Annotated in this window: 15 protein-coding genes; all 15 read right to left on the bottom strand. The window is 67.1% G+C overall.

Translation table 11 applies throughout. The features are described 5' to 3' along the window. Positions 1-5: 5 nt before the first annotated feature. Positions 6-854 (bottom strand): MBL fold metallo-hydrolase, encoded by an 849-nt coding sequence (locus tag S58_RS14245; RefSeq protein WP_015666028.1) that lies wholly within the window; start codon positions 852-854, stop codon positions 6-8. Between the two features lie 39 nt (positions 855-893). Then, on the bottom strand, positions 894-1,781 hold the full coding sequence (locus tag S58_RS14240) for an amidohydrolase family protein (protein WP_015666027.1): 888 nt from the start codon (positions 1,779-1,781) through the stop codon (positions 894-896). After that, positions 1,778-2,896 carry a VWA domain-containing protein gene (locus S58_RS14235; protein ID WP_015666026.1) on the bottom strand — a complete coding sequence of 373 codons (1,119 nt, stop codon included), beginning with the start codon at positions 2,894-2,896 and terminating at the stop codon, positions 1,778-1,780. Before S58_RS14235 ends, S58_RS14240 begins: the two co-directional genes overlap by 4 nt. Continuing rightward, positions 2,893-3,774 carry an AAA family ATPase gene (locus S58_RS14230; protein WP_015666025.1) on the bottom strand — a complete coding sequence of 294 codons (882 nt, stop codon included), beginning with the start codon at positions 3,772-3,774 and terminating at the stop codon, positions 2,893-2,895. The genes S58_RS14235 and S58_RS14230 overlap by 4 nt, the downstream gene beginning before the upstream one ends. Before the next feature lie 6 nt (positions 3,775-3,780). After that, positions 3,781-4,803 (bottom strand): xanthine dehydrogenase family protein molybdopterin-binding subunit, encoded by a 1,023-nt coding sequence (locus S58_RS14225; RefSeq protein ID WP_015666024.1) that lies wholly within the window; start codon positions 4,801-4,803, stop codon positions 3,781-3,783. 1 nt (position 4,804) lies between these two features. Further along, complete coding sequence (locus S58_RS14220; RefSeq protein ID WP_015666023.1) at positions 4,805-6,373, bottom strand: xanthine dehydrogenase family protein molybdopterin-binding subunit; 1,569 nt, start codon at positions 6,371-6,373, stop codon at positions 4,805-4,807. A 12-nt stretch (positions 6,374-6,385) separates the two neighbouring features. Then, a complete protein-coding gene (locus S58_RS14215; protein ID WP_015666022.1) occupies positions 6,386-6,865 on the bottom strand; it encodes a (2Fe-2S)-binding protein in 480 nt (159 codons plus the stop codon). Positions 6,866-6,868: 3 nt separating this feature from the next. After that, entirely contained in the window at positions 6,869-7,690 is an 822-nt protein-coding gene (locus S58_RS14210) for an FAD binding domain-containing protein (RefSeq protein ID WP_015666021.1), read from the bottom strand. A 16-nt stretch (positions 7,691-7,706) separates the two neighbouring features. Beyond that, positions 7,707-8,150, bottom strand: a complete 444-nt coding sequence (locus S58_RS14205) for an SRPBCC family protein (protein ID WP_015666020.1) — start codon at positions 8,148-8,150, stop codon at positions 7,707-7,709. A 3-nt stretch (positions 8,151-8,153) separates the two neighbouring features. Continuing rightward, on the bottom strand, positions 8,154-8,591 hold the full coding sequence (locus S58_RS14200; protein WP_015666019.1) for an SRPBCC family protein: 438 nt from the start codon (positions 8,589-8,591) through the stop codon (positions 8,154-8,156). A gap of 6 nt (positions 8,592-8,597) precedes the next feature. Then, positions 8,598-11,492 carry a flotillin family protein gene (locus S58_RS14195; protein ID WP_015666018.1) on the bottom strand — a complete coding sequence of 965 codons (2,895 nt, stop codon included), beginning with the start codon at positions 11,490-11,492 and terminating at the stop codon, positions 8,598-8,600. Positions 11,493-11,567: 75 nt separating this feature from the next. Then, positions 11,568-12,413 carry a phosphoenolpyruvate hydrolase family protein gene (locus S58_RS14190; RefSeq protein WP_042339458.1) on the bottom strand — a complete coding sequence of 282 codons (846 nt, stop codon included), beginning with the start codon at positions 12,411-12,413 and terminating at the stop codon, positions 11,568-11,570. A gap of 5 nt (positions 12,414-12,418) precedes the next feature. Then, the gene (locus tag S58_RS14185) at positions 12,419-14,635 is read right to left on the bottom strand and encodes an ABC transporter permease (protein ID WP_015666016.1); all 2,217 of its coding nucleotides are present in this window, start codon (positions 14,633-14,635) and stop codon (positions 12,419-12,421) included. After that, entirely contained in the window at positions 14,628-15,410 is a 783-nt protein-coding gene (locus S58_RS14180) for an ABC transporter ATP-binding protein (protein ID WP_015666015.1), read from the bottom strand. The genes S58_RS14185 and S58_RS14180 overlap by 8 nt, the downstream gene beginning before the upstream one ends. Beyond that, entirely contained in the window at positions 15,403-16,491 is a 1,089-nt protein-coding gene (locus S58_RS14175) for a branched-chain amino acid ABC transporter permease (protein WP_015666014.1), read from the bottom strand. Before S58_RS14175 ends, S58_RS14180 begins: the two co-directional genes overlap by 8 nt.

Genomic DNA, 16,491 nt, shown 5'->3' with positions numbered 1-16,491 from the left:
GCCGGTCAAGCCGGAAACCAATGTCGCTGCGGCAGCGACTGCACGACCGGGCCCGGCACCTGGTCGTGCAACCGTCCCGTCACCACGCCGCCCTCAATCTTGGCGGGGCGATCATGGACGGGGAGCAGATAACGCGAGCTCGACAACAGTTTCTTGATCGCCGCCTTCTCCGCGCGCTTCGACGTGCCGTGATTGCCGGTCGTGCGTGGCTCGGCATCCTGGATCTCGTTGAACGGCGTCACGATCTGGTCGTTGAAGTCATAGATCACGTCGCCGCAGATGGTGGCGATGCCGTCGGCGGTGTGGACGTGGATGTTCATCGAGCCTTCGGTGTGCGCGTTGGCAGCGTCGCAATACACGCCAGGCATCAGCTCCACCGGTCCAGTCAGTTCCAGGTCGAGGAAGCGCAACGCGCTCTTGGTGTGCAGCCGGTCGATCAGATGCTTGATGTCGGGTGCCGGATATTGCGGGTGCATCAGTCCCGACACCGAATATTCCAGCTCACGCCGGTTCAGCACGACGGTCGTGTTCATCGGGAACAGATCGTCTTTCCCGGCGTGATCGATGTGCAGATGGGTGTGGCAGACGTAGCGGACGTCGCCCATGCGCACGCCGTGCCGCGCCAGCTGGTTCTCGATCATGTTCTCGTGGTATTGCAGCCCTCGCATGCCCAGCGTCTCCATGATCTGGTTGGAGCGGTAGCCGGTATCGACCACGACCGGATAAGGACCGCCGAGAATGAGAAAGCCGAGCGTCAGGACCCGGCGGGTGCGGCCGCAATCGCGGCCGAGCACCAGGAAGCTCGACTCCAATTCGATATCACCATAGTCGAGAATCTTGATTTCCAGCGCCATGAGCGTTCCCTGTTGCTTTTGTTGTCGTTGCGCTCAGCGTCATCTGAGCCGATAGACGCGCCGCGCGGTCTCTCCCATCACCTGCGTACGCGCGTGCGCGTCGAGATCCTTGATAGCAGCCTCGTAGGCTTCAACGAGCGCGCGATAATCCGTCCAGAGTTTTTCGATCGGGAAGTTCGAACCAAACAGGCAGCGTTCGGCGCCGAACATGACGATGGTCTCGCGGACGATGCTTGCGACATGAGCGGGATCGTTGCGGCGGAAGAAGGTGCCGAGACCCGAGAGCTTGCTGACGACGTTGCTGCAGGCCGCGAGCCGCTGCATGCCGCTGCGCCATTCATCGCGTCCGGCCGGCGAGAGATCTTCCAGCATGCCGGCATGCTGGAGAATGAAGGTGACGGATGGACAGCGCTCCGCGAGCTCTGCGGCACCCTCCATCTGGCCGGCGAACACCTGCAGGTCGAACGACCAGCCGTAGTCGGCGAGCCGCGCGATGTTGGCCTGAATATCAGGATCACTGCAAAGGTCCGGAGACGCAGCGAAGCGATAGAGCGGGTTGTCGTGCCAATGCAGCTGCATCCGGACGCCGCGCAGCAGCGGATAGCGCGCGAGCCGGTCGAACTGCGGTCGCGCGTCGTCAACGGAGAGATCGGCGTAGGCGACGATGGCATGAGGAAAGCCGTGCTGGTCGGCGGTTCGCTGCACCCAGGCAGCCTCGTCCTCGAAGCCGTCCTTGGCCCAGTTGGTCTGGACGTAGACGGACTGCGTGACGCCGCTGCCTGCGATGTCACCAAGATATTCCTGGATCGTGTAGTCGCGCCGGATCGGCTCGTAGGGCCCGAAGATCCGCGGCTGCATCGGGCCGACCAGCCAGGGCAGATCGGCCTGGCGCCAGATGTGATGATGCGCATCGACGTAGCCGCTCATGCCGCCCTCCTCTGCGCCAGCGACAGGATGTGCGCGACAATGGCCTCGTCCGAACCTCCGGGAACGATGTCGTCGACCAATGACGCAATCGCCTGCAGCGCCTCGGTCTGCGGCCGGAAGCCCGGCCCCATTGCCAGCGGCGTCAGCCAGCTGACGCGCCAGGCTCGCAGCGACAGCTTCCACACGGCCTCGCGGAGGGCATCGTGACCGCCGCGTTCCAGTCCGTCCGAAATGATCAACACCGCGGCGCCGCGCGCGTAGGTCGAGAAACGAGGCGCGCTGAGAAATGCTTGCAGCGCCTCACCGATGCGCGTGCCGCCATCCCAGTCGCTGACGAGATGCGAGGCCGCCAGCAGCGCCTGCTCGCGCCGCTTCAGGCGCAAGGGGCGCGTCACCCGCGTCAGCCGCGTGCCCAAGGTGAACACCTCGACCTGCGGCACGGCCTGCATCACAACATGCGCGAGCCGCATGTTGTCCTCGGTGCGCGCCTTCATCGAGCCGGAGACATCGATCAGCAGCAGCAGGCGACGCAGCCGGAGCCGCCGCTTCAGGCGCCGCAGCGACAGCACCTCGCCGTCGCGCCGCACGCTTTCACGAAGAGTTCTGCGCAGGTCGACGAAGCTGCCGCGCCGCGCCCGCATACGACGATGGCCGCGCCGCTTCGGCAACTTTGCACGCGCTTGGCGGGCGAGACGCTGCAGGGCATTTCCGCCGGACGTCGCCGAGAGGCGGCGCGCGACCAGCGCCTCGGCGCGCGTCGCCGCCAGCCCCGACTCGTTCTGCTCCTGGGCGAGGTCGGGATCAACGGCGCCATCCCCTTCCTCCTGGAGACGCACGACATCATCCTGCTGATCCGTCTCGCTGAAGCCAGCGGCCGTGCTGACGCCGAAATGGATGTCGAACAGCAGATTGTAGGTCGCGAGACGCTCCGGCGGCGGCGCCAGCGTCGCCGCACCCGCGCGGCGGATGTCGTCAATGCTTGTCGGCCCCAGCAGCGCGATGGCGGCGAGAAAAGCCGTGGTCTGCTCCGGCGCAATGGCAAAGCCGTTCCGCCGCAGCAGCGCGGCGAAGGTCACGAAGATCTCGGTGGCCGGCGGCAGGCGGGGCTCGGTCATGTCATCGCCTCCGCGAGCAGCGCATCGAGCCGTGGCGCGATGAAGGACAGATCCTCCTCGTCCTTCAGCGCGACTCCGATCGCGCGCTTGAAGGCATCGGGCCAGCGCGCGCCGCCTTGGTTCAGAAGCGTTGCGGCTTCCGCCCAATCGACCGCCTCGGCAATCCCGGGCGCCTTGCTCAGCGGCTCGCGCCGCAGCTTCGCCACCGCCTGCACCACTGCGCGCGCGGTGGCTTCGGCAACGCTGGAGGCGCGCATCATCACGATCCGCGCCTCGCGCTCAGAATCCGGATAGTCGATCCAATGATAGACGCAACGGCGGCGCAACGCCTCATGCAGGTCACGGGTGCGGTTTGATGTCAGGACGACGATCGGCCGCTCGCCGGCGCGGATCGTGCCGCGCTCGGGGATCGAGATCTGGAAGTCGGAGAGGAATTCCAGCAGGAACGCCTCGAACTCCTGGTCGGCGCGATCGATCTCGTCGATCAGGAGCACGGTCGAATCCGGCGCGCGCAGACAGGCCAGCATCGGCCGCTCGATCAGGAAGGTCTCGCCATAGATGTCGATGCTCTCCTCGCCGGCCTGGCGGATCGCCAGCATCTGGCGCGGATAGTTCCACTCATAAAGTGCCGCGGCGGCATCGATGCCCTCGTAGCATTGCAGCCGGATCAGCTTGCGGCCGAGCACTGCGGCGATCGCCTTCGCGGCCTCGGTCTTGCCGACGCCGGGCGCGCCTTCCAGCAGCAGCGGCTTGCCGAGTGCGAGCGCCAGATAGGCGGCGGTCGAGAGGCCCTCGTCGGCGAGGTAATAGGCCGCGCGGAGCGCCTTCTCCAGCGCCTGCGGCGAGTCGATGCCGACGATGTTGCTGCGGACCACCATCTCGTCTCACCGTCGCGTCTGCGGCCGCGCGCCGCCCTGGGCCTTGATCGCGCGCAGCACCTTTTCAGGCGTGATCGGCAGCTCGTCGATGCGCACGCCGACAGCGTTGAAGATCGCATTCGCGATCGCCGGCAGCACCGGATTGGCGCACATTTCGCCGGGCCCCTTGCCACCGAACGGACCATCCGGCGCAGGACGCTCCAGCACCGCGATGTCGTGCGGGCAGATGTCGCCCGGCCCGGGCATCAGATAGTCGACGAAGTCGCGCGGTCCCTGCTTCGGGTCGGGATAGTAGGGCTCGGTCGTCTCGTAGAGCGCGTGGCTCATTCCCATCCAGGCGCCGCCGACCAGTTGCTGCTCGACCAGCCGCGGATTGAGCGCGCGCCCGAGTTCATAGGCGCTGTCCATCCTGACCACGCCGACCTCGCCGGTTTCGTCATCGACATCGACCTCGGCGACGAGGCAGGCATGCGCATAGCAGGTGGCCGGCGACATCTCGCCGGTCTCCGGATCGACATCCGACAGCGGCACCAGGAAGATGCCGCGGCCGGAGATGGTCTTGCCCTGGCGGAACTGCGCGGCAATGGCGACGTCCTTCACCGAGATCGAACGATGCGGCGCGCCCTTGACGTGGATGTTGCCGCGGCCGTCAGTCTCGAGATCCCCGGCGTTGACCTCGAGCTCCTCCGCCGCCGCCTCCATCATGACGCCGCGCGCCTCCTTGGCCGCCGCCATCACGGCATTGCCGACGCGATGGGTGCCGCGGGACGCGAACGAGCCCATGCAATGGGGGCCGGTGTCGGAGTCCGCCGTGTCGACATAGACGTCCTCGACGGGCACGCCGAGCGTCTCGGCGCAGATCTGCCGCGTCACCGACTTCATGCCCTGCCCGAGATCGATCGACGACAGCGCCACCGTGAACTTGCCGCTGGGGTTGGAATGCACCAGCGCCTGGCTTGGATCGCCGCCGAGATTCATGCCGATGGGATAGTTGATCGCCGCCATGCCGCGGCCGCGGTGCCTGGTCATGTCAGCGCCTCCTGGTTCCGAACACCGACGAGAACCGCGTCGCGCCATGTGCGGGCGCCGGTGCCGGGCTATGCGGTGGTGGCGGTTCAGGAGGCGCAGAGATGGGGAGCCCGCGGTCGTAGCTTGTACGCTGCTGCGCCGGCGCAGGCCGCGCGCTCGCCGGCTCACGTGGCGTGGACGGCACTGCCGCACGTGCTCCGCCGCCATCCTTGCGTGACGACATCCGGCGGAATTCCTCGCGGATCGGCCATTTGGCCTTCTCGGCCGCGACCTGGACGCATTCGATCAGCGCGGTGTTCTTCGCCTCGCGCCGATGCGCCTTCATGTCGCCATCGCGATAGGCGTTGAGGATGCGGAACTCCATCGGGTCCATGCCGATCAGCTGCGCGAGCTTGTCCATCTGGCATTCGAGCGCGAAGTCCATGCCGGTGATGCCGAAACCGCGCATCGCGGTCGCCGGCGTGCGATTGGTGAAGACGCAGTAGATGTCGCCATGCACGTTCGGGATTGTATAGGGACCCGGCAGATGCGCCGCGCATTTGACCACCGCGTAGCTCGACAGCCGCGTGTAGGCGCCGGAGTCGAAATAGCCGCGGACCTGGCGCGCGACGATGCGGCCGTCGCGCATCACGCCGTCCTTGACGTAGATCCGCTCGGCGCCGCGCGGCGGGCCGAACTGCATCTCCTCTTCGCGGCCGAACACGTACCGCACCGGCCGTCCTGTCAGCATCGCGGCGAGGATCGCGAGCGGCTCGGTCAGCGTGTCGACCTTCCCGCCGAAGCCGCCGCCGACCGTACCGCCGATGAAGTGGAAGGTGTTGGACGGCAAATCGAGAATCTTGGCGCAGGTGTCGAGCGAAAAGAACAGCGCCTGGGTGGACGTATAGACGACATAACGTCCGTTGGTGTCGGGCGCGGCGATCGAGCCGTTGGTCTCGACCGGCGCATGCTCGATCGGCGACATCTGGTAGCGCTGCTCCAGCACATGGTCGGCGCCGGCGAAGCCACGCTCGACATCGCCGAAGCGCAGCTTCTGATGGTCGTAGCGGTCGTGATAGGTGAACGTATTCTTCGGATAGGTCTCGTTGACAACAGGCGCCCCCGGCTTCAGCGCCTCCTCCACATCGAACACCGCCGGCAAGGTCTCGTAGTCCACCCGCACCTTGGCGGCGGCCTCATAGGCTGCCCGCGGCGTATCCGCGACCACGGCAACGATCGGCTCGCCTTTGTAGCGGACCTTGTCGACAGCGAGCGTCGGCTCATCGTCCTTGCCGAAATTGATCAGGCTGAGCAGCGTGTTGAGATTGCGCGGCACGTCGCTGCCCCTGATGATCCGCCGCACGCCTTCGGTCCGCTCTGCCTCGCTGGTGTCGATGCGGCGCAATCGCGCATGCGACTGCGCGGCTCTGACGACCTTCAGGTGCAGCATGCCCTGCAGCTTATGATCGTTGAAGTAGGTCGAGGTCCCCGTGACATGGCCGAGCATGTCCTGGCGCTGCGTGCCCTTGCCGACCTCGTTCAGATTGTCGTCGCGCTCGTCGGCGAAGATGTCCTTGCGCAATTCCAGCATGGCGATCTCCCCTTACGCGCTCGCGCGCAGCGACGCGGCAGCCGCCAGCACCGCATTGATGATCGGCTCGTAGCCGGTGCAGCGGCAGATGTTTCCCGAGATGGCCTCCACGACCTGCTCGCGGCTCGGCTGCGCAACCTTGTCGAGCAGCGCCTTGGCGGCCATCAGCATGCCCGGCGTGCAATAGCCGCACTGGGCAGCAAAGCCGTCGGCAAAGGCCCGCTGCAGCGGATGCAGATTCGGTCCGTTCTTGATGCCGTCCAATGTTTCGACCGCGCGGCCCTCGACGGTCTCGGCGAGCGTCAGGCAGGAGAGATGCGCATCGCCATCGATCAGCACGGTGCAGGCGCCGCAGCCGCCCTGCCCGCAGCCGAACTTTGGCGTGGTGTCGCCGACCATCTCGCGCAGCACGACCAGGAGATTGCTGCCGCCCTCGACGAACAGCGCAACGTCGCGGCCGTTGTGACGGAACTGAAGCGGAGTCTTGGCCATGGTCTAGCTCTCCTGTCCCGACAGCAGTCGTCGCAGATGCACGCCGACGACTTCGCGGCGATACCACGCACTGGCCAGCGAATTGTCAGCCGGCGCTGTCCCCTCGCCCGCCGCCGCGGCCGCGGCACTGATCGCAGCCGCATCGAGCGGCCGGCCTTCGAGCGCGCGCTCGGCGGCCTTGGCGCGGACGGCGGTCGGCGCCATCGAGCCCAGCGCGATCCGGGCACCGGTCACGCGGCCGCCGCTCTGCGGAAGATGCGCAGCGAGCGTGATCACCGATCCGCCCTTCGGCTTGATGCGCGCGATCTTGCGGTAGCGGAACGCATCGGTAGAGGCGGGCCTGATGCAGGACACTCCCACGGCCAGCGCGCCAGCCTGGCGGTCGCGCGATTGCAGGAACTCCTCGAGCGGCATGTCACGCAGACCAAAACCGCCTTGGAGAGAAACCATGCCATCAAGCGCCAGCAGCGCGACCGTGAAATCGCCGAACGGTGCCGGCGCGAACAGATTGCCGCCCACGGTGCCCATGTTGCGCACGGCCGGCCCGCCGATCGAACGCGCCGCCGGATGCAGGAAGCCGAGGTCGCGCTCGGCCAGCACGCGCGCGAAGGTGACCCCGGCGCCGATTCGGATGCGCGCGCCGGCCGCATCGATGCCCTGCAAAGCGCGATCGGTGGCACGGATCACCGTCACAATCGACACGTCGCCCTCGTTGAGATCGCGCATGACCAGCGTGCCGCCGCCGAGATAGCGCGCGCCGCGATCGGACGACAGCGCGGACGCCGCCTCGCCAACCGCCTGAAACGTTTTCACCGTGACCGGCATCGGCTCACCTCTTGGCTCATGCCGCCTGCTTCAGATGCGATCGGATCGCTTCGAAGCCGGCCTGATAGATATCTTCTGCGACCATGCGCGCGAGCGCCTCGGATTGCTCGGGCCGCGTCGTGAAGCGGCTTTCCCAGTGCCAGAAGGTGCGGTCACCATCAGTGACCGGCAACAGCCGAACATGGGCCACGTAGTTGAACAGCTGGATCGGCGTATCGAGCAGGCAGTAGCTGAAGCTCTGTTCGAGATCGGACAGCGCCAGCAGTTGCTCACGCAGCTCGGAGCCGTCCTTCAGCCTGAAGCGCCTGACGCAGCCGATCTTGTCGGACGTCTGCGACCGCTCGATCGCCGACGTCGCCACCGCCGGATGCCAGCGATCATGGCCGTTGAAGTCGCGCAGCACCTCCCAGACCATCCCGGTCGGCGCGTCGATGATGGTGCTCTTGACGACGTGGGGCACGGCTTAGCCTCCGAACCCACGCTTGAGCGCATCGAAGCCGCCCTGGAACACGCCGCCGCCGATGGACGCGACCAGATCGGCCTCGCGCTCGGGCGCGCAGTCGAACTCGGCGGTCCATTCCAGGAATGTCTTGTCGCCATCCGTGACCGGCGTGAGCCTGATGGTCGCGACGTAGTTCGAAACCCCCATCGGCGATTCCAGGATCGAGTAGGTGCAGAACATGTCGTAGTCCGACAGGCCGAGGAGTTTCTCGCGAATGCGGTCGCCATTGCGCAGCCGAAAATCCCTGACGCAGCCGATCTTGTCGGCGGGCTCGCCGCCCTCGATCCGGCTCTCGGCGATCGCGGGGTGCCAGTTCGGCAGGCCGTTGAAGTCGCGGACGCGCGCCCACACCCGGTCGTTGCGGGCATTGACGACGGTGGAGACGTAGACCCTCGCCATGATGCCTCACCCCTTCTTGCGTGGGCCGCGGTCGGCCGGCGGCTCCGACGGAGCGCCGTCACCCGCGCCACCTCCGCCTGCGTCCTTGCGCGCCGAGGTCTCCTTGCGGATCCCCTGCATGTCCCTGGCTTCGCGGATCAGCCCCGGCATCTTGGCGAGGCTGCCGCCCTCGACGCCAATGTCGGCCAGAAGGGAGTCGATCAGCGGCGCCTGCACGCGGTAGCGCAACGCCGAGTCGATCACCTCGTCGGTGGCGCTGCGGCCGCCATTGCCGTTGCCGCCACTGCCGTTCAGGCCATCGACCTGGAGAATGCGGATGCCCTCGATCTTCTCCATCGGCTTGACGCTCTCGCGCACGATGCCCTCGATGCGATCGAGCAGCTTGCGGCGGAACAGCGAGTAGCGCGCCTGGTCGGTCAAGACGTTCTCGGCCTCGTTGAGCAGCCGCTGCGCCTCCGCCTCGACGGCGGCGCGAACCCGTTCGGCATCTGCGGCGATCTTGGTTTCCTCGGCCTGCTTCTCGGCAATCAGCACCTCGACCGTCTTGCGTCGCCGCGCGATCTCGCTCTCGCGCGCGGTGATGACTTTCTCGGCTGCTTCCGTGGCACGCGTGCGGGCCTCTTCTGCCGAGACCTTCGCCGCCGACTCCTCCAGCGATTTCTGATAGAGCGCGATCGCCTTTTCCATCAGCGCCGTCTCGACGTCCTTCTCGCGGTTCACTTCCAGCTTGCGCAGCTCGCGCTCCCTGCCGATGCGGGCCTCGTCGAGACCACGATCCGAGGCAATGCGGGCGCGTTCGACCTCCTCGCGGGCCGCGATCTCGGCCTCCTGCAGCGACTGGACGCGGGCGACCTCGAGCTGCTCGATGGAACGGCGGCGCTCCAGCCGGACCGCCTCCAGCGCCTGCTCGCGCGACACGTCGGCGGTCTCGACCTGCTTGCGCGCCACGATCTCGGCTTCCTTGACCTGGCGGTCGGCATCGATCCGCTCGGAGCGCTTTGCGGCGAGCTCAATCACCCTGATTTCATCGGCAAGCTCGACCGCCTTCTTCTGGTCGATGTTGAGCACTTCGCGAGTCCGCGACGAGGCGATGCGCTCGGCCTCCAGCGTCAGCTCGACCTCGATGCGGCGCCGCTCGACCGCCTCGCGCCGCTTGAGATCGGCGGCTTCGACGGCTTCGGTGCGTGCGATCTCCAGGCTCCGCGTCTCCTTCTCCGAGCGGATGCGCTTCTCTGCGACCGCCTGCTCCTGCGCGATCCGCGCCGCCTCGATCGCCTCGCGCGAGGCGATGTCGGCCTCCTCGATCGTCCTGATCCGCGCGATCTCCAGCCCGCGGACCCGCTCCTCCTGCGCAATGCGGCTCGCTTCGGTGGCCTCGCGCGCGGCAATGCCGGCGATCTCGATGCCCTGGTTGCGCTCGATCTCCAGCCTGCGTGTCGCATGCTCGGCCGTGATGCGCTCGGCCGACAGCGCCTGCTCGCGCGCGATCCTTGCCGCCTCGACAGCCTTCTGCGCCTCGATCTCCGCCTCCTGGATGGCGCGCACCTGCGCGATCTCGGTGGCGCGGGTACGCTCGTCGGAGCTGATGCGCTCCAGGTTGACGATCATGGTCTGCGCGATCCGCGCCTTTTCGGTCGATTCGCGGGCGGCGATCTCGGCCTGCTCGATGGCGCGGGTGCGCTCGATCTCGCGGCGTCGCGTCTCCTCGTCATTGGCGATACGGGCATCGGAGACCGCGCGATCCTGCTGGATCCGCGCCTTCTCCACCGCCTCGCGGGCCGTGATCTCAGCTTCTTCGATGGTGCGTGTGCGCTCGATGTCGCGCTGGCGCACCTCGCGCTCGGACTCGATCCGCGCGGCGTCGATCGCGCGCTGGTTGGCGATCCGCGCCTTTTCGATGTCCTCGCGCGCCAACAGCTCGCGCTCTTCGACCGCGCGCGTGCGCTCGATCTCGCGTTGCCTTGTGTCGCGCTCGGCCGCAATGCGGGCCTCCGCGATCGTCAGTTCGTTGGCGATCCGCGCCTTCTCGATCGTCTCGCGCGCCGCGATCTGGGCCTGCTCGGCCTCGGTCTCGCGCAACGCACGCTCGCGCGCGACCTCCGTCCGCTGCAGCGCGCGGCGCATCTCGATGTCGCGCTCCTGGTCCAGCCGCGCGGTTTCGCTCTCGCGCTCGATGTCGAGCGCCTCGCGCTCGGCTTCCAGATTGCGGGTGCGGATCTTGATCATCGAGTCCTGCTCGATGTCGTTGCGCAGCTTGCGCTTGCTCTCGATGTCCTCCATCAGCCGGGTCAGGCCTTCGGCATCGAACCGGTTCGACGGGTTGAAGAATTCGAGGTCGGTCTGGTCCAGATCCGTGATCGCGACCGACTCCAGCTCCAGCCCGTTCTGGGCGAGCGCCTCGGCCGCGGCCGCCTTGACCCGGCCGACATAGTCGCCGCGCTGCTCGTGCATCTGCTCCATCGTCATCTCGGCCGCGACCGCGCGCAAGGACGAGATGAACTTGCCGGACAGCAGCGCGTGCAGCTGTTCCGGTTCGAGCGTACGCCGGCCGAGCGTGGCTGCGGCGATCGAGACCGCCTCGCGCGTCGGCTGGACACGGACGTAGAAGTCGGCCTCGACGTCGACACGCATCCGATCGCGCGTGATGACGGCGTCCTGCCGCGCCCGCGTGATGCCCATCGGCAGCACGTTCATGTTGACCGGCGTGGTGTCGTGAATGAACGGCAGCACGAAGGCGCCGCCATTGATCACGACGCGCTCACCGAGGAAGCCGGTGCGGACGAAGGAGACCTCCTTGGATGAGCGGTGATACAGCCAGTTGACGATGTAGACAGCGACGACGATGACGATGATCGCGACGATCAGCCAAAGGATCAGCTCACCGATCAGAACCCCGGACATCTCATTCCTCCTTCAGTCTCCCGTCCGACGAGCGTAGCGCCAGGCGCCATGGCTGCCGGATCTCGCGTTGTCGCCTCAGACGCGGCGTGGCCGCGCGCTGATCGCCTTGAAATGTCTTACCTGCTCGGTCAGCGCCCGCTCCACCGGCAGTCGTTCCATCGAGGAGGCGCCGTAGAAGCCGTGGCAGTTCTTCGTATGCTTCAGGATGAAATCGGCGTCGGCCGGCTCCGCAATCGGACCGCCATGCGCCAGCACCAGGATCTCCGGATTGACGCTGAGCGCGGCAGACGCCCAGCTGTCGATCAGGCCGGGGCAATCCTCGAGCTTCGGCGCGGTCTGCGCGCCGATCGAGCCGCCCGTGGTGAGGCCGAGATGGCAGACGATGATGTCGGCGCCGGCGATCGCCATGCCCGTCGCCTGCGCCTCGTTGAAGACGTAGGGCGTCGTCAGCAGGTCCATGTCGTGGGCGCGGCCGATCATGTCGATCTCCAGTGCGTAGGAAATTCCCGTCTCCTCGAGATTGGCGCGGAAGGTGCCGTCGATCAGGCCGACCGTCGGGAAGTTCTGCACGCCGGAGAAGCCGAGCGTCTTCAGCTGATCGAGAAATACATCCATGTCGCGGAACGGATCGGTGCCGTTAACGCCGGCGAGCACCGGCGTGCTCTTCACCACCGGCAGCACCTCGCTCGCCATCTCGACCACGATCGCATTGGCGTCACCATAGGCCATCAGCCCGGCCAGCGAGCCGCGGCCGGCCATGCGGTAGCGGCCGGAATTGTAGATCACGATCAGATCGATGCCGCCGGCCTCCTCGCACTTGGCGGACAGCCCCGTGCCGGCGCCGCCGCCGATGATCGGCACGCCCCGGCGTACCATGTCGCGAAACTTCTTCAGCAGCGGTGCGCGCTCATATCTCGGCATCACCATCACCTCGCCTGTCCGCGCCGTGCCGGCAGCCGCCCGAGCATCGGCCTGAGGGCACCGATGATCGCTGCGACGAACTCATTGTCGTTGATGTGATGCGGCACGCGGATCAGCCGCCGGTTCGACGTCTGCCGCATCGTCTGTTCGAGGCTGCGGAACAGCGCCTCGTCCGCCTCGCGATCGAAGAACGGCTGCCCCGGCGCATCGAGCGCCGAGACGCCCTTCTCCGGCAGGAAGAACCTGACGGGCCCATCCATGCGATTGAGCCGTTCGCCGATCCAGCGTCCGATCTGCGCATTTTCAGCAGCGGTCGTGCGCATCAGCGTGACCTGCGGATTGTGGACGTGAAACTTGCGGCCGCGATAGCGGTCCGGAATGGTCTCGGGCGCCCCGAAATTCACCATGTCGAGTGCGCCGACCGAGCCGACATAGGGCACGCGACTGCGGATAATGGCGCCGAAGCGATCCTCGGTGGCCGGGAAGACGCCGCCCATCAAGAGGTCACAGACCTCGGTCGTGGTGAGATCGATGACACCGGCAAGCATGCCGGACTCGACCAGCTTCTCCATTGAGCGGCCGCCGACACCGGTGGCGTGGAAGACGAGGCACTCATAGTCATCGCGCAGCTCCGCCGTGATCTTCTGCACGGCCGGCGTGGTCACGCCGAACATCGTGATGCCGATCGCCGGCCGCCGCGGCCGTGTGCGATCGACCGCCGCGGATTGCTGCTGGCGCGCCGTCACCATGCCGGCGAGTGCATGCGCGCCATTGCCCAGCACCATCAGCGAAATCGAATTGAGGCCCTGGACGTCGGTGACCGAGTACATCATCGCGATATCGGCCGGTCCGACATAGGCGCCGACGTCACCCGAGGCGACCGAGGAGATGATCAGCTTTGGCACGCCGACGGGAAGCTCGCGCATCCCCGGCGCGACCAGCGAGGTGCCGCCGGAGCCGCCCGCCGAGATGATGCCGGCGACATTGTCCTGCCGGCGCAGCCAGCGTGCGAACGCGTCGGCCATCGCCGTGACCGATGCGCCGCGATCGACGCCGAACACGGCAGAGCCGCCACGCGGATGATTGAGCGCGATCTCCTGGGCCGAGACATCGCAGCTCGTATGCCGTCCGCTGGTGGAGACATCGACCAGCCGGGTGCGCAGGCCATGGCTCGCAACGAGGTCGCGGATGAAGCGCAGCTCCTCGCCCTTGGTATCGAGCGTGCCGACGACGATCACGGCCGGTGGCCCCGACGCGACCGATGGCACGCGCTCGCGACTTGATCTCCCGGTCTCGTCGAGACGGGTGACGCTGGTGGAGACCGTGCGCGCCTTGGCCTCGATCTGCGCGATCGGCACCGGCTGCGACCAGCGCGTCGGCAGGACGGGATTGGAGACGTAGACCTTGACGGGCGCAGCCCTGGGCGTCGCCGGCGCCGCGGCGCGCGCGGGTTCGTCCCTGACCGGCTCCGTCCCGAGATCGGTCTCGTCGCCGGCGTGCTGGCCGACGCCGAGCAGGCGCTGCTGCAACTCGCGGTCGGCGGCGAGCCGGCCTGAATCGATGATGCGGTTGACGCGGCCATTGACCATGATCGCGACGCGGGGCGAGATCGCGGTGGCGACACCGATGTTCTGCTCGATCACGAGCACCGCCATGTCGCCGTCCTGCCCCAACCGGATCAGCATCTCCTCGACCTGGGCGACGATGACAGGCGCCAGGCCCTCGGTCGGCTCGTCCATGATCAGGAGCTGCGGATTGGTCAGCAGCGCGCGCGAGATCGCCAGCATCTGCTGCTCGCCGCCCGACAATTGCCCGCCGCCATTGTTGCGACGCTCGGCCAACCTGGGGAACGTCTCGTAGACGCGATCGACAGTCCAGGCACCGCGGCGCAGTCCCGCCGCCAGCCGCAGATGCTCGTCAACGCTGAGCGAGCGCCAGAGACGCCGTCCCTGCGGCACATAGCCGACGCCGAGCCGGGCGATGCGCGCGGGATTGAGTCCGGTGATATCGTTGCCGCGCAGCCGCACCGATCCGCCGGACGGCCGCAGCAGGCCCATGATGGCCTTGCACAGCGTGGTCTTGCCCATGCCGTTGCGGCCGACCAGCGAGAACACGCCGCTGTCGAGCCGGAGGTCGACGCCTTGCAGCGCATGCGAATGACCGTAATAGACGTCGAGGCCGCGAACCTCGAGCGCAGGGGCGGAGCGGCTGGCATCATTCATGGCCGCCTCCGAGATACAGCTCCTGCACCTCCGGATCGGACTCGATCTCCTGCGGCGCGCCCTCCTTGAAGATGCGGCCGTTATGCATCATCGTCACGCTCTCGACGACGCGCAGCGCCACGTCCATGTCGTGCTCGATGATGATGTAGCCGATGTGCGGCGGCAGTGACGTCAGGATTTCCACGAGCTCACGCCGCTCGGTCGGCGACAGTCCCGCCGCCGGCTCGTCGAACAGGATGAAGCGCGGCGCACCTGCAAGCGCCAGCGCGATCTCGAGCTGCCGCTGCTGGCCATGCGCGAGCTCGGACACCAGCTGGTCGCGCACGGAAGTGAGATGCACGGCCTCGATCAGGCGTTCCGTCGCCTGCATCAGCGCGTCGTTGGCGCGGGGACGCAACATCGAGAAGCGCGAGCGCGAGACGCCGCGGCAGGCCAGATAGACGTTGTCGCGGACCGAGAGGCCGAGGAACAGCGCCGAGATCTGGTAGGTCCGGCGCAGTCCGCGACGGATCCGCTCGTAGGGCGGAAACCCCGTGATGTCCTCGCCGAAGAAGCGGATCGTGCCGGAGGTCGGCAGGAAATCACCGGTGACGCAATTGAACAAAGTGGTCTTGCCGGCGCCGTTCGAGCCGAGCACGGCGCGCCGCTCGCCGGGCCGGACGGTGATGGTGACGTCGGTGAGTGCGGCCAGCGCGCCGAACATCCGCGTCACCCCGCGCAGTTCGAGAGCTGCGGTCGAGCCGAGCGCCGAGAGCCGGTCCGCCACCCTATCCATGGCCGTGACCTCCCGGACGCGGCCGCGTCTCCACGGGCCGGCCGCGACGCCGCCACCGCTCATAGAGGCCGATGACGCCATCGGACGACCAGAACACGATGGCGAGGAAACCGAGCCCGATCAGCAGGCGGAATCGGTTGCCGTCGAGCCCGACCTTGACCAGGAAGTCGAGCGCGAAGGTGCGCAGGATGACGAAGATGAAGGCACCGATATAGGGCCCGACCGGGCGGGTGATGCCGCCGACCACGGCGACGATCAGAATGTCGATGCAGCGCTCGACCGCGACCGAGCCCGGCGAGATCTGCCGGTAGTTCCAGACCTGCAGCACGCCGGCCAGTCCGGCAACCAGGGCCGCGACGGCATAGGCGGCGATCCGATGCGCATTGACGTTGAAGCCCAGCGCCGCCATCCGCCTGGGATTGTCGCGCACGCCCTGCAGCGCCAGGCCGAACGGCGCGCGCGACAGATACAGCACGGCGAAATAGCACAGCGCCGCCACCGCCAGCGTCAGGTAATAGAACGCGATGTCCATGCGCCAATCGACGCCGAGAAAATGCGGCGTGGCGACCGTGTTGATGCCGGTATGCCCGTTGAAGATCGCCCAGTTCTGGTTGGTGAAGTAGTAGAACGCCGCGCCGATCGCGAGCGTGATCATGATGGTGTAGATGCCTTCGGTGCGCACTGCGAGCGCCCCGCCGAGCGTGCCGAACAGCACCGCGAGCACCAGCGCCATCGGCGTCGCCAGCCACCACGGCCAGCCCAGGCTGATATTGGCGTTGCCGCTGACGCCGAACACGGCGACCATGTAGCCGGCAAAGCCCGCGATCGTCAGCTGCATCAGGCTGACCATGCCGCCGTAGCCGGCGAGGAACATCAGGCTCAGCGCGATGGTGCCGAGGATCAGGGTGGTGCCGAAGATCTCGATCAAAAAGAAGCCGTTGGCGATGACCGGCATGATCAAGAGCAGCGCCGCCACGGCCCACGCCCAGGGCTGCTCGGTCACCGACCACGCGGCCGGCTGCGCGGCGGCGCTCCGTGCCAGCGTGACCTCCCGCGCCCGTGCTTCCTGGATCAAGGACAT

Origin of the sequence: Bradyrhizobium oligotrophicum S58, assembly GCF_000344805.1 — a bacterium.
Classification (GTDB): domain Bacteria; phylum Pseudomonadota; class Alphaproteobacteria; order Rhizobiales; family Xanthobacteraceae; genus Bradyrhizobium; species Bradyrhizobium oligotrophicum.
This window is presented reverse-complemented; position numbering and strand designations above follow the sequence as displayed.

Bases quoted from the DNA above. Each gene is read 5' to 3' on its own strand.
- S58_RS14190 (WP_042339458.1), bottom strand. From the start codon at position 12,413: ATGCCGAGATATGAGCGCGCACCGCTGCTGAAGAAGTTTCGCGACATG.
- S58_RS14235 (WP_015666026.1), bottom strand. From the start codon at position 2,896: ATGACCGAGCCCCGCCTGCCGCCGGCCACCGAGATCTTCGTGACCTTC.
- S58_RS14225 (WP_015666024.1), bottom strand. From the start codon at position 4,803: ATGACCAGGCACCGCGGCCGCGGCATGGCGGCGATCAACTATCCCATC.
- S58_RS14200 (WP_015666019.1), bottom strand. From the start codon at position 8,591: ATGGCGAGGGTCTACGTCTCCACCGTCGTCAATGCCCGCAACGACCGG.
- S58_RS14215 (WP_015666022.1), bottom strand. From the start codon at position 6,865: ATGGCCAAGACTCCGCTTCAGTTCCGTCACAACGGCCGCGACGTTGCG.
- S58_RS14230 (WP_015666025.1), bottom strand. From the start codon at position 3,774: ATGGTGGTCCGCAGCAACATCGTCGGCATCGACTCGCCGCAGGCGCTG.
- S58_RS14240 (WP_015666027.1), bottom strand. From the start codon at position 1,781: ATGAGCGGCTACGTCGATGCGCATCATCACATCTGGCGCCAGGCCGAT.
- S58_RS14180 (WP_015666015.1), bottom strand. From the start codon at position 15,410: ATGGATAGGGTGGCGGACCGGCTCTCGGCGCTCGGCTCGACCGCAGCT.
- S58_RS14220 (WP_015666023.1), bottom strand. From the start codon at position 6,373: ATGCTGGAATTGCGCAAGGACATCTTCGCCGACGAGCGCGACGACAAT.
- S58_RS14185 (WP_015666016.1), bottom strand. From the start codon at position 14,635: ATGAATGATGCCAGCCGCTCCGCCCCTGCGCTCGAGGTTCGCGGCCTC.
- S58_RS14210 (WP_015666021.1), bottom strand. From the start codon at position 7,690: ATGCCGGTCACGGTGAAAACGTTTCAGGCGGTTGGCGAGGCGGCGTCC.
- S58_RS14175 (WP_015666014.1), bottom strand. From the start codon at position 16,491: ATGTCCTTGATCCAGGAAGCACGGGCGCGGGAGGTCACGCTGGCACGG.
- S58_RS14245 (WP_015666028.1), bottom strand. From the start codon at position 854: ATGGCGCTGGAAATCAAGATTCTCGACTATGGTGATATCGAATTGGAG.
- S58_RS14195 (WP_015666018.1), bottom strand. From the start codon at position 11,492: ATGTCCGGGGTTCTGATCGGTGAGCTGATCCTTTGGCTGATCGTCGCG.